Origin of the sequence: Streptococcus sp. SK643 (assembly GCF_000259505.1) — a bacterium.
Lineage (GTDB): Bacteria > Bacillota > Bacilli > Lactobacillales > Streptococcaceae > Streptococcus.
In genome coordinates this window covers 14,535-30,452 of sequence record NZ_AJMM01000026.1, presented here as the reverse complement: position 1 = coordinate 30,452, position 15,918 = coordinate 14,535, and the positions used below count along the sequence as shown (strand labels likewise).

Sequence of the window (15,918 nt, the reverse complement as noted above, 5' to 3'; positions counted from 1 at the left end):
TAAACGAATGTAATTTTTTACAATGATTCTAAGACTACCCTTGGCTAACAAATATAACAGCTTTACGCCTGTTTTCAAAGGAAATCACTGTCTTTCCCAAAGTAAATTGGAACACCTAATTTTTAGGCATACAGAGTAGCTAAATTAATGATAGAACATTCATTCAAAATAACAATATGATTTTTCTAGTTTCGTGATCTAAGTATTAAAAGTATCCAAATAGATGAGGGAGATAAAAAAATAATAATAAAAACCAATAATAGTTGACTTTTTTGAAATAAAATCTTAAAATAAGACTATAAATTTCAAAGAGGTGTTCTATGGAAAATTTACCAACCCAAATCTTTAAGTTTGCTCGAGTATTTTCAACAAGTCGCAAGAAAGATATTGAGAAAATATTTTATGATAATGAGTTTGAAACTAAGAATAGTCTACCAATTTTAACTTGGGATTTTATTTATCGTGATATTGTAAACACCGCCAAAGTAAATGGTTTAATATCACCCACTATGTATATGGGCGCTCTGTGGACGGCAAGAGGAGTAATTATTGAGGGTGTCCTATATGTTTTTATGATGAAGAAAAGATTTGAAGATGTAACTAATAAATACGAAAAGCATCACTATCTTACTTGTATAGCACGTGCGAAAAATTCTCATTTAAATGGAAAAGAAGACGGTAAACTATCCATTGAATTATTTAATGACCTGGATGATGATGGGTTGAGTGATTCACAAATTGAACAAGCGAAGAAATTATTGGGAGATCATTATAATTCGATTGATGAGATTAGGGTTGTTACCTTTGATAAAAAAACTAAAGAAGTGATTGTTAATCAGGTAAATGCCTTTTGTGAATTTATTGATGCTGTAAATATCACAGAATTTGATTTTACAAAACTTGAAGAAGATGGACGTGGAAATAATCCTGAAAAACCACTTGTTGCATTGAAATCTGACGTACAGAAACAATTGGAGTCACAAAAGCATGTTAGTCTTCCTGTTGAAAAGAAGGAAGAGAATACTAAATTATAATATTTTATATAAAATAGGAGTAAATAATGCTTCAGATTAGTTTTAATGGTGCTCGCTTAAAAGAGGCAAGACTTTTTAACAAAAAAAGTATTACTCAGATTGCAGAGTTTTTAAACGTTTCAAAACAAATGGTTTCTAAATATGAAAAAGGACGAGCAACGCCAAGTGAAGAATCGTTAGAAATATTGGAAAAGAAATTAAAGTTTCCGAGAGATTTCTTTTTTGGAAATGATAATTTTAGCTTAAGTTCTACAGGCACATTTTTTAGAAGTCGTTACACAGCGACTCAAACAGAAAAAATGCCTGCAGAAATAAATAAAAACTATGTTGCTTTAATAAGAGATTATTTGGGAGAATTTATTGATTTTCCAAATCTTGACTGGGGTCTTTCTGGTTTAGACTATACTCCACAAGAATACGCAAGCTACATAAGAGAGAAATGGGAACTTGGAGATAGACCAGTTGATAACTTGTCGTTGTTGATGGAAGAAAAAGGTTTTGTTATTTCTAGAATAGACACTCAGAGTGATAAAGTTGATGCTTTTGGTTCAGCTGTCAAAGTAAATAATAATGAGTATTATGTTGTTATGTTAGAGGGGACAGAGTATTCATTCTATCGTCAGCAGTTTAGTTTAGCCCATGAATTAGGACATTGGTTAATGCATGAAAGTTGTAAGTCACCTCAAGACATGGGAGCAATTGAATATAAGCAAATGGAAGACGAAGCGAATGAGTTTGCGGCTGAATTTCTATTGCCAATGGATTCGTTTAAAGCTTCTCTCATTGGGTATGAAAATGATCTAGAGTACTACAGGTATCTAAAAAGAATTTGGCAAGTCTCAATTAGTATGATGATAATGCGTGCTAAGTCATTGAATATCATAGATTCCAATGAGTATACAAACTTGTATAAGAAGCTTAGTTACAGAGGTTGGAGAAAAAATGAGCCCTTAGACTCAACGAAATTGATTAGTAATCCTCTATCTTTAAAACAGTCAGTAGAGCTATTAGTGGAAAATAGAATTGTGATGGATATATCTGCTGATATATATAGAGTATACAATAAATTATTGCCGAATTTTTTAATTGAGGATTTATGTGGCTTAGAGGCAGGATATCTTGATGAACTGAATGATAGGTATCCAAATATTATTAGTCTTACTAAAGAAAGAATAAGAAGAACATAGAATAGTCTAAAGTGTACTTTTTACAATTCGTAGCCTGCCCAATGGGCAGGTTTTTTGGTGTTTTAGGGAAACGATTATGACAAAGTTTTGGACTAAAAATTCCGCTTTAAGAAAAAAATTTAACTTCATAAACTTTAGGCAAACGCTTGCATTCTGTTTTTTATTGGACTATAATAGGTTGGTATAAAGCCTTTTGTAGTAATAAAATGTAGAAGGTATAGAAAGTAAGGATTTAGAAGACTTGTAGTCAAAAATACAATGTTGCTATTCCTTGCATAGGGAGATAGATATGGCAATGATAGAAGTGGAACATCTTCAGAAAAATTTTGTGAAGACTGTTAAGGAACCGGGCTTGAAGGGGGCTTTGCGCTCTTTTATTCATCCTGAAAAGCAGACCTTTGAAGCGGTCAAGGATTTGACCTTTGAGGTTCCCAAGGGTCAGATTCTAGGCTTTATCGGGGCAAATGGTGCTGGGAAGTCGACAACCATCAAGATGTTGACAGGGATTTTGAAACCGACATCTGGTTTTTGTCGGATTAATGGCAAGATTCCGCAGGACAATCGCCAAGATTATGTCAAGGATATTGGGGTTGTTTTTGGACAACGCACCCAGCTATGGTGGGATTTGGCGCTGCAAGAAACCTACACGGTCTTGAAAGAGATTTACGATGTGCCAGACTCACTTTTCCATAAGCGCATGGATTTTTTGAATGAAGTCTTGGATTTAAAGGATTTTATCAAGGACCCTGTGCGAACTCTTTCACTGGGTCAAAGGATGCGGGCGGATATTGCGGCTTCCTTGCTTCACAATCCCAAGGTTCTCTTTTTAGATGAGCCGACCATTGGTTTGGACGTTTCGGTCAAGGATAACATTCGTCGTGCTATTACTCAGATTAATCAGGAGGAAGAAACAACTATTCTCTTGACCACTCACGACTTGAGTGATATTGAGCAACTCTGTGATCGAATTTTTATGATTGATAAGGGGCAGGAGATTTTTGATGGAACGGTGAGCCAGCTCAAGGAAACATTTGGTAAGATGAAGACTCTTTCTTTTGAACTTGTACCAGGTCAAAATCACCTCCTTTCTCACTATGAAGGCCTGCCTGATATGATTATTGATAGACAAGGAAATAGCCTCAATATTGAATTTGATAGTTCCCGCTACCAGTCGGCTGATATTATTAAGCAAACCCTGTCTGATTTTGAAATCCGCGATTTGAAGATGATGGATACGGATATTGAAGATATTATCCGTCGCTTCTACCGAAAGGAGCTCTAAGATGGTCAAATTGTGGAGACGTTATAAGCCCTTTGTCAATGCAGGTGTTCAGGAGTTGATCACCTATAGAGTCAACTTTATTCTCTATCGGATTGGCGATGTCATGGGGGCTTTTGTGGCCTTTTATCTCTGGAAGGCTGTCTTTGATTCCTCGCAAGAGTCTTTGATTCAGGGCTTTAGTATGGCAGATATCACCCTCTACATCATTATGAGTTTTGTGACAAATCTTCTGACTAGGTCAGATTCGTCCTTTATGATTGGGGAGGAGGTCAAGGATGGTTCCATTATCATGCGCTTACTGAGACCAGTGCATTTTGCGGCTTCTTATCTCTTTACCGAGCTTGGGTCAAAGTGGTTGATTTTTATCTCTGTAGGGCTTCCATTTTTAAGTGTCATTGTGTTAATGAAAATCATATCGGGTCAAGGGGTTGTAGAAGTGCTAGGACTAACTGTCCTTTACCTCTTTAGCTTAACGCTCGCCTATCTGATTAACTTTTTCTTTAATATCTGTTTTGGTTTTTCAGCCTTTGTGTTTAAAAATCTATGGGGTTCCAATCTACTCAAGACTTCCATAGTTGCCTTTATGTCTGGAAGTTTGATTCCCTTGGCTTTCTTTCCTAAAATCGTTTCTGATATCCTGTCCTTCTTGCCTTTTTCATCCTTGATTTACACTCCAGTCATGATCATTGTTGGGAAATATGATGCCAGTCAGATTCTTCAAGCACTCGTTTTGCAGTTTTTCTGGCTCTTAGTGATGCTTGGCTTGTCTCAGCTGATTTGGAAACGAGTCCAGTCATTTATCACCATTCAGGGAGGATAGTATGAAAAAATATCAACGTATGCATCTGATTTTTATCAGACAATACATCAAGCAAATCATGGAATACAAGGTGGATTTTGTAGTTGGTGTCTTGGGAGTCTTTCTGACTCAAGGATTGAACCTCTTGTTTCTCAATGTCATCTTTCAACATATTCCATCCCTAGAAGGCTGGACCTTTCAAGAGATTGCTTTTATCTATGGCTTTTCCTTGATTCCTAAGGGATTGGACCATCTCTTTTTTGACAATCTCTGGGCTCTGGGTCAACGCTTGGTGCGAAAAGGAGAATTCGACAAATACCTGACTCGTCCTATCAATCCTCTCTTTCACATCCTGGTTGAGACTTTTCAGATTGATGCTTTGGGAGAACTCTTGGTCGGTGGCATTTTACTAGCAACAACTGTGACCAGCATTGCCTGGAGCTTTCCAAAATTTTTACTTTTCCTAGTCTGCATACCATTTGCGACCTTAATTTATACTTCTTTGAAAATCGCAACAGCCAGCATCGCTTTTTGGACCAAGCAATCAGGAGCAATGATTTACATTTTTTATATGTTCAATGACTTTGCCAAGTACCCCATTTCCATTTACAATTCAGTCCTTCGCTGGTTGATTAGCTTTATCGTGCCTTTCGCTTTTACGGCCTACTATCCTGCTAGCTATTTCTTACAGGACAAGGATGTTATCTTTAACATTGGTGGTTTGATGTTGATTTCCCTTGTTTTCTTTGTCATTTCCCTTAAACTTTGGGATAGGGGCTTAGATGCCTACGAAAGTGCGGGGTCGTAAATAATAGAATATCAAAGCTTTGTCTCAGGACAGGCTTTTTCTGATAGAGATGAAAATTTCTTGACACCTATTCTCAGAGCGCTATACTGTAAGTGTAATCACCGATTTAGCTTATACTCTTCGAAAATCTCTTCAAACCACGTCAGCTTCGCCTTGCCGTATATATGTTACTGACTTCGTCAGTTCTATCTACAACCTAAAAGCAGTGCTTTTAGCAACCTGCGGCTAGCTTCCTAGTTTGTTCTTTGATTTTCATTGAGTATTAGTTGCTAGAGCAAGGCACTCGTAAAGCCTAGGTCACAGGTGAATAAATGATCGAATATCTGAAAAATTTATATATAGAAAATAACCGTTAAGCCTTTTTCTTAGCGGTTATTTCTATTATTTAATAGCATTCATATTTCATCAATTATGTCTGTTTCTGTGATTCTGGTAGAGGTTCAACTTGATTGCTACTATTTTTAATGGTGTGAATATGCTTATAATGTACCCCAGTTAAGTACGAAACTTTTTGATTCAATCTTATTTTTAACATGTGTTAAAAAAAAAATTAACCCATGTTAATTTTTCTTGACTTAAATTTTTTAAATTGATATACTATTTTTCAGAGAGCTAACAATTATATATAAATGTACTACTCTATTTTCTAGATAACACTTAGTAAAACTTTTTATAACAAAGGCTAGCAAAGTTAAAGTTTTTCTATCTATTGGAATTTAAATAAATATGTAAGGAATTAAAATGAAAAAAAGTACAGTATTGTCACTAACCACAGCTGCAGTTATTTTAGCAGCATATGTCCCTAATGAGGTAGTTTTAGCAGACACATCTAGCTCTGAAGATGCTTTAAACATCTCTGATAAAGAAAAAGTAGTAGTAGGTAAACAAAACGAAAACAAAGAAAAACATGAAGATATTCATAATGCTATAGAAACTTCAAAGGATATTGAAGAGAAGAAAACAACAGTTATTGAGGAAAAAGAAGTTGTTAGTAAAGAATCTGTGATAGATAATAAAACTAACAATGAAAACGTAACAATCAAAAAAGAAGATTCCAATCAATACAAAGGAGATAATGCAGACTCGGCTGCAAGTAAAGACACGGAAAGTCCCAAAAAAGAAGATAGACTTGTCTATATTGCTGAATTTAAAGATAAAGAATCTGGCGAAAAAGCAATCAAGCAACTATCCAATCTTAAGAATACAAAAGTTTTATATACTTATGATAGAATTTTTAACGGTAGCGCTATTGAAACAACCAAAGATACTCTGGACAAAATTAAACTAATAGAAGGTATTTCATCGGTTGAAAGGTCACAAAAAGTCCAACCTATGATGAATCATGCTAGAAAGGAAATTGGAGTTGAGGAAGCTATTGATTACCTAAAATCTATCAATGCACCATTTGGGAAAAACTTTGATGGCAGAGGTATGGTTATTTCAAATATCGATACGGGGACAGATTATAGGCATAAGGCTATGAGAATCGATGATGATGCTAAAGACTCAATGAGATTTAAAAAAGAAGACTTAAAAGGTACTGATAAAAATTTCTGGTTGAGTGATAAAATTCCTCATGCTTTCAATTATTATAATGGTGGTAAAATTACTGTAGAAAAAGCTGATGATGGAAGCGATTATTTTGATCCACATGGGATGCATATTGCTGGGATTCTTGCGGGAAATGATACTGAAAAAGATATCAAAAACTTTAACGGAATAGATGGAATTGCGCCTAATGCACAAATTTTCTCTTATAAAATGTACTCTGACGCAGGATCTGGCTTCGCAGGAGACGAAACAATGTTTCATGCTATTGAAGACTCGATCAAACACAATGTCGATGTTGTTTCAGTATCATCTGGCTTTACAGGAACAGGTCTTGTAGGTGAGAAATATTGGCAAGCTATTAGAGCGTTAAGAAAAGCAGGCATTCCAATGGTGGTAGCTACGGGTAACTATGCGACTTCTGCTTCAAGTTCTTCATGGGATTTAGTGGCAAATAATAATTTGAAAATGACCGATACTGGAAATGTAACACGAACTGCAGCACATGAAGATGCGATAGCAGTTGCTTCTGCTAAAAATCAAATAGTTGAGTTTGATAAAGTTAACATAGGTGGAGAAAGTTTTAAATACAGAAATATAGGGGCCTTTTTCGATAAGAATAAAATCATAACAAACGAAGATGGTTCAAAAGCTCCTAGTAAATTGAAATTTGTATATATAGGAAAAGGTCAAGACCAAGATTTGATAGGTTTGGATCTTAAGGGCAAAATTGCAGTAATGGATAGAATTTATACAAAGGATTTAAAAAATGCTTTTAAACGTGCAACGGATAAGGGCGCACGCGCCATTATGGTTGTAAATACTGTAAATTACTACAATAGAGATAATTGGACAGAGCTCCCAGCTATGGGATACGAGGAGGATGAAGGAACTACTAGTCAAGTTTTCTCAATTTCAGGAGATGATGGTGTAAAGCTATGGAACATGATTAACCCTGATAAAAAAACTAAAGTCAAAAGAAATAATAAAGAAGATTTTAAAGATAAATTGGAGCAATACTATCCAATTGATATGGCAAGCTATAATTCTAATAAACCGAATGTAGGTGATGAAAAAGAAATTGACTTTAAGTTTGCACTTGACACCGACAAAGAACTTTATAAAGAAGATATCATAGTTCCAGCAGGGTCCACATCTTGGGGACCGAGAACAGATTTACTTTTAAAACCGGATGTCTCAGCACCCGGTAAAAATATTAAATCCACTCTCAATGTCATTAATGGTAAATCAACTTATGGTTATATGTCAGGGACTAGTATGGCGACTCCAATCGTAGCAGCTTCTACTGTTTTGATTAGACCAAAGTTAAAGGAAATGCTTGAAAGACCTGTATTGAAAAATCTTAAGGGAGATGACAAAATAGATCTTACAAGTCTTACAAAAATAGCCCTACAAAATACTGCACGTCCTATGATGGATGCGACTTCTTGGAAAGAAAAAAGTCAATACTTTGCATCACCTAGACAACAGGGGGCAGGGCTAATTAATGTTGCCAATGCTTTGAGAAATGAAGTCGTAGCGACTTTCAAAAACACGGATTCTAAAGGTTTGGTAAATTCTTATGGTTCTATTTCTCTTAAAGAAATAAAAGGAGATAAAAAATATTTTACAATTAAGCTTCACAATACATCAAACAGACCTTTGACCTTTAAAGTTTCAGCATCTGCTATAACTACAGATGCTCTAACTGACAGACTCAAACTGGATGAAACATACAAAGATGAAAAATCTCCAGATGGGAAGCAAATTGTTCCAGAAATCCACCCAGAAAAAATCAAAGGAGCAAATATTACATTTGAGCATGACACTTTCACTATAGGCCCAAATTCTAGCTTTGATTTAAATGCGGTTATAAATGTTGGAGAGGCTAAAAACAAAAATAAATTTGTAGAATCATTTATTCATTTTGAGTCAGTGGAAGAAATGGAAGCTCTAAACTCCAACGGAAAGAAAATAAACTTCCAACCTTCTTTATCGATGCCTCTAATGGGATTTGCTGGGAATTGGAACCACGAACCAATTCTTGATAAATGGGCCTGGGAAGAAGGATCAAAATCAAAAACAATGGAAGGTTATGATGATGATGGTAAACCAAAAATTCCAGGAACCTTAAATAAGGGGATTGGTGGAGAACATGGTATAGATAAATTTAATCCAGCAGGAGTTATACAAAATAGAAAAGATAAAAATACAACATCCCTAGATCAAAATCCAGAATTATTTGCTTTCAATAACGAAGGGATCTACGCACCATCATCAAGTGGTTCTAAGATTGCTAAAATTTATCCTTTAGATTCAAATGGAAATCCTCAAGATGCGCAGCTTGAGAGAGGATTAACACCTTCTCCACTTGTATTAAGAAGTGCAGAAGAAGGATTGATTTCAATAGTAAATACAAATAAAGAGGGAGAAAATCAAATCGACTTAAAAGTCATTTCGAGAGAACACTTTATTAAAGGAATTTTAAACTCTAAGAGAAATGATGCAAAGGGAATCAAATCTTCTAAACTAAAAGTTTGGGGTGACTTGAAGTGGGATGGTCTCATCTATAACCCTAGAGGGAAAGAAGAAAATGCACCAGAAAGCAAGGATACCAAAGATCCTGCTACTAAGATAAGAGGTCAATTTGAACCAATTGCAGAAGGTCAATATTTCTATAAATTTAAATATAGATTAACCAAGGATTACCCATGGCAGGTTTCCTATATTCCTGTAAAAATTGATAACACACCTCCAAAGATTGTTTCGATTGATTTTTCAAATCCTGAAAAAATTAAGCTGATTACAAAGGATACTTATCACAAGGTCAAAGAGCAATACAAGAATGAAACTTTATTTGCAAGAGATCAGAAAGAACATCCTGAAAAATTTGACGAGATTGCCAACGAAGTTTGGTATGCAGGAGCCGCTCTTGTTAATGAAGATGGAGAGGTTGAGAAAAATCTTGAAGTAACTTATGCAGGTGAGGGTCAAGGAAGAAATAGAAAACTTGACAAAGACGGAAATACCATTTATGAAATTAAAGATGCAGGAGATTTAAGAGGAAAAATCATTGAAGTCATTGCACTAGATGGCTCTAGTAATTTTACAAAGATTCATAGAATTAAATTTGCTGATCGTGCTGATGAAAAGGGGATGATTTCCTATTATCTAGTAGATCCTGATCAAGATTCATCTAAATACCAAAAGCTTGGCGAGATTGCCGAATCTAAATTTAAAAATTTAGAAAATAGAAAAGAGGATAATCTTAAAAAAGATACATCTGAGGTAGAAAATCATCAAGGAAATGAAGAGTCTATCGAAGAAAAATCTAGCTTTACTATCAATAAAACTATTTCAACAATTAGAGACATTGAAAGCAAAGACTTAAAGAAACTCATTAAAAAGAAATTTAGAGAAGTTGATGACTTTACAAGTGAAACTGGTAAGAGAATAGAGGAATACGATTATAAATACGATGATAAGGGAAATATCATTGCTTATGACGATGGTAGTGCCTTACAATATGAAACTGAAAAACTTGACGAAATCAAATCAAAAATTTATGGTGTTCTAAGTCCGTCTAAAGATGGACACTTTGAAATTCTTGGAAAGATAAGTAATGTTTCTAAAAATGCCAAGGTATATTATGGCAATAACTATAAATCTATAGAAATCAAAACGACCAAGTATGATTCACATTCAAAAACGATGACATTTGATTTATACGCTAATATTAATGATATTGTGGATGGATTAGCTTTTGCAGGAGATATGAGATTCTTTGTTAAAGATGATGATCAGATAAAAGCTGAAACGAAGATTAGAATGCCTGAAAAAAATAAGGAAACTAAAACAGAATATCCCTATGCATCAAGTTATGGGAATGTCATAGAATTAGGAGAAGGAGATCTTTCAAAAAACAAACCAAACAATTTAACGGACATGGAATCTGGTAAAATCTATTCTGATTCAGAAAAACAACAATATCTATTAAAGGATAACATCATTTTAAGAAAAGGCTATGCACTAAAAGTGACTACCTATAATCCTGGAAAAACGGATATGTTAGAAGGAAATGGAGTTTATAGCCAGGAAGATATAGCAAAAATACAAAAGGCCAATCCTAATCTAAGAGTCTTATCAGAAAAAATAATTTATGCTGATAGTAGAAATGTTGAAGATGGAAGAAGTACTCAATCCGTATTAATGTCGGCTTTGGACGGCTTTAACATTGTAAGGTATCAAGTGTTTACCTTTAAAATGAATGATAAAGGGGAAGCAATCGATAAAGATGGAAATCTTGTGACAGATTCTTCTAAACTTGTATTATTTGGTAAGGATGGTAAAGAGTACACAGGAGAGGATAAGTCCAATGTAGAAGCTATAAAAGAAGATGGCTCTACGTTATTTATTGATGCAAAACCAGTAAATCTTTCAATGGACAAGAACTACTTTAATCCATCTAAATCTAATAAAATTTATGTACGAAATCCAGAATTCTATTTAAGAGGTAAGATTTCTGATAAGGGTGGTTTTAACTGGGAGTTGAGAGTTAATGAATCAGTTGTAGATAATTATTTAATCTATGGTGATTTACACATTGATAACACTAGAGATTTTAACATTAAGCTAAATGTTAAAGACGGTGACATCATGGACTGGGGGATGAAAGACTATAAAGCAAACGGATTCCCAGATAAGGTAACAGATATGGATGGAAATGTTTATCTTCAAACTGGCTATAGCGATTTGAATGCGAAAGCGGTTGGAGTCCACTATCAATTTTTATATGATAATGTTAAACCAGAAGTAAACATTGATCCAAAAGGAAATACTAGTATCGAATATGCTAACGGAAAATCTGTAGTTTTTAACATCAATGATAAAAGAAATAATGGATTTGATGGTGAGATTCAAGACAAACATATTTATGTAAATGGAAAAGAATACAAATCATTTGACGATATTAAACAACTAACAGATAAGACACTAAACATTAAGATTGTTGTAAAAGATTTTGCAAGAAATACGACCGTAAAAGAATTCATTTTAAACAAAGATACGGGAGAGGTAAGTGAGTTAAAACCTCATATGGTAACTGTAACCATTCAAAATGGAAAAGAAATGAGTTCAACGATAGTGTCGGAAGAAGATTTCATTTTACCTGTCTATAAGGGTGAATTAGAAGAAGGCTATCAATTTGATGGTTGGGAAATTTCTGGTGTCAAAGGGAAAAAAGATGCTGGCTATGTTCTTAATCTATCAAAAGATACCCTTATAAAACCTGTATTCAAGAAAATAGAGGAGAAAAAGGAAGAGGAAAATAAACCTACTTTTGATGTATCCAAAAAGAAAGATAACCCACAGGTAAATCCTAGTCAATTAAATCAATGTCATAGAAAAGAGGACTTACAAAGAGCAAATCATTCTCAAAAATCTGATTCAACTAAGGGTATAACAGCTACAATTCTTGATAAAAACTTTGCAAATAAGAAGGAAGTTTATATTAATGAACAAGAGAACATAGCTAATAAACATACCAATATTGATAGTAAGTCGGATACTAACCATTCTGATAGGTTGCCAAAAACCGGAACAGTTAGAGAAGTCTTTTCAATGTCAGTTGGTGGATTATTATTTACATTGGGAGCATTTCTTGGATTGAAGAAAAAACAAGATTAAGACAAATCCTGTAGATAAAATGGTTTTTGTACTGATATTAGATACTGTGATGGTTAAACAGTTTGCTGACAATTACTATTTAATACTTAATTCATAAGTTTACATTGATAATTATACTCTTTTAGAATGTATTAATGGACTTCATTTAGATAACAAAAAATCTTCTTATTACAGATAGGAAGATTTTTTGAATTTTACCAATTTCATAAAATACGGTATCGAACTATATATTAAAAATTGTGTTTTTAAAATGATCGTAAAAACTCGAGATTGATTTGATTAAGTACAGGATAATTTTTCTCGAATTGAATCCTAACAAGCGTGAGATAATATCTTGATTTAATCACTTTGAGGTTATTTATTTCAAGTATAGTCTATATGCAATATGATAAGTAAATACGTCTATTATAATTTTTATAAAGATAAGTGAATAATACGAAAGAATAGCTTCCCTTAATTATTATAGTTAGGCTATAAAAATATATAAAATTCTTAAAAATTATGGTATAATTTATGTTAATAAACTCGATATAGGGTTTAATGGATGATTCTATTGATGCCAATATTTTAGGATTAGTTGATTGGTTTTCTTTTGAAAATTTATTCATTCATGGATACTGACAAAACCTTGCGAATTTGTCTAAGATATAGGTGAAATATAGTGAAAACGGGAGGAATACTATGACTAAGAAAAATTTTGAAGAGAAACATGATTCTAAATCAACTGTCTCGAAGGTAGTGAAAGGATCTTATCCAGCTACAATTAGGAGCAAGGTCTTTAAAATAAAAGTGTATATTGGTATTGCTATTAGTCTTTTGGTTGTTGCAATCCTAGCATGTATCTTCTTATTTTCATCTAATAAGGCAAAGAAAGAGTCAAGTCCAGCATCGTCTGTAACTTCAACTAAAGAGTCAACAAGTCAAACATCTACAAGCCAAGGAAAAACAGATGAGACTGATAAAGATAAGCAAGTAGAGATCAGGAAACTCAAGGATCAGTTAGCTAGTTTAGATAGCAAAATCGCTGAGTCAGAAGCACTTGTTGGTAAACTAAAAAAAGAAACTGCTGTTCCGAAACTGGATTTTGAAGCCCTTAGAAATAATGATTTATCCAGTTTAGAAGGAACTTGGCTTACTCCATCCGGAAATCAATACATTATTAATAATTCTGGTGAAGTAAGGTCAACTTGGTTATCAAATGGAGAGAAACAAGAGTCTATTGTCCAATTGTCTGGAGCAAGAAAATTAAATGAAAACCCAGAAACTGTTATCATTGGTGCTGGGGTCAAAGATTCTCTTGTGGGTGGTTTTGTTGTACTTGCTGTACCTAGTGGGGTTGTTTTGCAACCTAGTGATGATGGGAAGTTTACAGATAAATCTAATCATTCTGAAGAAAGGCTTCTAGGTGGTCAAGGATATAATGCTATGTTGATGCATCCAGAAGATGTTTATTATCGTGTTAAACCAGACACTAGTAAACTAGAGGCTGAGGAAAAGAATCTAGAAAATCTAAAAGCTGAACGAGAAACGATCAAAACAAAATTAGAAACCAAGGAACAGAAAAATACGAGTGAATAATCTAGTTTCAGATTATATTCGGTCAAAAATATTTTTTAATCGGTAAAATCTAGAAGTCCTTTGGACTTCTTTTTTATTTGTAACAACGACCACATAGATAAGAATAGTTACCAGATAGACAGATGGGCTTGTTTTAAAAAAATGACCTGCTATAATAGTCAATGTAAGGGGTATTCGTATTTTAAAATAGTTGACGAGGTCCAGAAAAAATGAAGATGGAGATAAACAAATGAAAAAGTTATTGGGGATTGTATTTTTACTAGCAGCAGCGACAGTATTGTGTTTTGGTTCTGTAGGCTGGCCTAGTTTGGATGTCAACCTATGGTCACTGATTCCGGTTGGATTGTTCATCTTTTTCACTCTAGAGAATCTTTGGAAAAAGGATTACAAGGCTAGCCTCATGTGTTTGATTATTGCCTTCATCATTGCAAATGCCATTTTTGATTTACTACCAATTTCAAGTGGCTTGATTATTGGAGCAGGGATTTTAGCCTGCGTGGGGATAGGTTACCTTTTTCCAGATCACGATAAAAAAGATTAAGTTTTCATAAACGATTTATGTACAATACAAAAAGCAAACAAGATGATTTCCCAGTATCAGGATCTCAGCTCGTTTGCTTTTATTATTTTTGTATATTGTCTTTAAAGATTTATTCTGCGGCTTGTTGCCAGCGTCTAGCAAGCATGCGTGATAGGTTCGAAATAGCTAGGTTAAAGATGAAGTAGATGAGGGCTATTAGGATATAGAGACTAAAGACTTGCTCTGGTTCGAAATAGCGGCCCATGAGGATTTGGCTAGCACCAAAGAGTTCTTGAAGGGCGATAACTGAATAGAGAAGGCTAGTATCTTTTATAACAGTTACGAACTGAGAAATGATAGCTGGCAACATCTTACGGATTGCCTGAGGCAAGATAATGTGGTAAAGGATTTGTAGTGAAGTAAAACCTTGCGACATCCCTGCTTCGTACTGTCCCTTGTCTACTGCATTGAGACCACCTCGAATGATCTCAGCTAAGGCTGCTGAAGTAAAGATGGTAAAGGCAGTAATCCCTGCTGGTGTTGATTTCATCTTAAATACTAAAAAGATTGTAAAGATCCAGAGGAGATTAGGAACGTTTCGTACAAACTCTATATAGATACTTGCAATGATACGCAGGAAAGGATTTTTTCCATTTCGCATGACTGCAAGCACAGTTCCAATAAGAGTTGAGAGGATGATAGCAATTAAGGAAATATAGAGGGTTAAGCCGAATCCTTTAAAAATGAAGATGATATTATCTGGGGTTAGAACTTCTAAAATTGATTCCATAGTAACCTCCTATAATGAATAAGCTTTTTTGTTGGCTTGTTCCATCTTGCGACCAAATTGGGCAACTGGGAAGCAAAGAGAGAAGTAGAAGAGGGCAGCTCCCAAAAAGGCAGGAATGTAGTTGCCGTTTAGGGCTGACCAAGACTTGGTCACAAACATCAAGTCCACTCCAGAGATAATAGCCACTGTAGAGGTATTCTTGATAAGGTTTACGATTTGATTTGTCAATGGTGGAAGAATGATACGAAAGGCCTGAGGCAAGATAATCAAGCGCATAGCACTGATATAGGTAAAGCCTTGCGACAAGGCTGCTTCCATCTGACCTCTAGGAATAGCTTGAATCCCTGAACGAATAACCTCAGCGATATAGGCTCCATGATAGAGTCCTACACAGAGAACTGCAGTCCAATAAATAGGAAGCATGATGACATAATTGGTGATCAGAGGTAAACCATAAAAAACAATTACAAACTGCACTAAGAGTGGAGTATTTTGGTAAAATTCAACAAAGATTCGAGCTAGGATTCGTAAGCTAGTTCGTTTGCTTGTTGACATGGCTCCAAAAAAGATACCTAAGAGCATAGCTAAGATAAAGGATCCAATAGCTAAGGCAAGGGTAAAGAGAAAACCATTAAAAAATTGTCCAAAATCTTGAAAATAAGCAGTCCAAGATGATAAATCTGTCAT

General features: G+C 34.6%; 10 protein-coding genes. 8 read left to right on the top strand and 2 right to left on the bottom strand.

Annotated features, from left to right (window positions below; genetic code table 11):
* The first annotated feature begins 320 nt into the window (after positions 1-320).
* The 8 genes from HMPREF1117_RS09780 (at position 321) to HMPREF1117_RS09745 (ending at position 14,462) form a co-directional block, all read left to right on the top strand.
* Positions 321-1,034 carry a DUF5986 family protein gene (locus HMPREF1117_RS09780; protein ID WP_000429398.1) on the top strand — a complete coding sequence of 238 codons (714 nt, stop codon included), beginning with the start codon at positions 321-323 and terminating at the stop codon, positions 1,032-1,034.
* A 26-nt stretch (positions 1,035-1,060) separates the two neighbouring features.
* Positions 1,061-2,221, top strand: a complete 1,161-nt coding sequence (locus HMPREF1117_RS09775; protein ID WP_000939333.1) for an XRE family transcriptional regulator — start codon at positions 1,061-1,063, stop codon at positions 2,219-2,221.
* Positions 2,222-2,510: 289 nt separating this feature from the next.
* Positions 2,511-3,503: an ABC transporter ATP-binding protein gene (locus HMPREF1117_RS09770; RefSeq protein WP_001240798.1), complete on the top strand. Its 993-nt coding sequence runs from the start codon at positions 2,511-2,513 to the stop codon at positions 3,501-3,503.
* 1 nt (position 3,504) lies between these two features.
* Entirely contained in the window at positions 3,505-4,323 is an 819-nt protein-coding gene (locus HMPREF1117_RS09765; protein WP_000240175.1) for an ABC transporter permease, read from the top strand.
* Position 4,324: 1 nt separating this feature from the next.
* A complete protein-coding gene (locus HMPREF1117_RS09760) occupies positions 4,325-5,110 on the top strand; it encodes an ABC transporter permease (protein WP_000760732.1) in 786 nt (261 codons plus the stop codon).
* Between the two features lie 741 nt (positions 5,111-5,851).
* Complete coding sequence (locus HMPREF1117_RS09755) at positions 5,852-12,343, top strand: S8 family peptidase (RefSeq protein WP_000750100.1); 6,492 nt, start codon at positions 5,852-5,854, stop codon at positions 12,341-12,343.
* 681 nt (positions 12,344-13,024) lie between these two features.
* Positions 13,025-13,921, top strand: a complete 897-nt coding sequence (locus HMPREF1117_RS09750) for a hypothetical protein (protein ID WP_000162898.1) — start codon at positions 13,025-13,027, stop codon at positions 13,919-13,921.
* Positions 13,922-14,150: 229 nt separating this feature from the next.
* On the top strand, positions 14,151-14,462 hold the full coding sequence (locus HMPREF1117_RS09745) for a hypothetical protein (RefSeq protein WP_000734647.1): 312 nt from the start codon (positions 14,151-14,153) through the stop codon (positions 14,460-14,462).
* 109 nt (positions 14,463-14,571) lie between these two features.
* Here HMPREF1117_RS09745 and HMPREF1117_RS09740 read toward each other — a convergent pair whose 3' ends face one another.
* Together HMPREF1117_RS09740 and HMPREF1117_RS09735 are read right to left on the bottom strand one after the other, a co-directional pair.
* Positions 14,572-15,231 carry an amino acid ABC transporter permease gene (locus tag HMPREF1117_RS09740; protein WP_000443844.1) on the bottom strand — a complete coding sequence of 220 codons (660 nt, stop codon included), beginning with the start codon at positions 15,229-15,231 and terminating at the stop codon, positions 14,572-14,574.
* 9 nt (positions 15,232-15,240) lie between these two features.
* Positions 15,241-15,918: an amino acid ABC transporter permease gene (locus HMPREF1117_RS09735; protein ID WP_000131122.1), complete on the bottom strand. Its 678-nt coding sequence runs from the start codon at positions 15,916-15,918 to the stop codon at positions 15,241-15,243.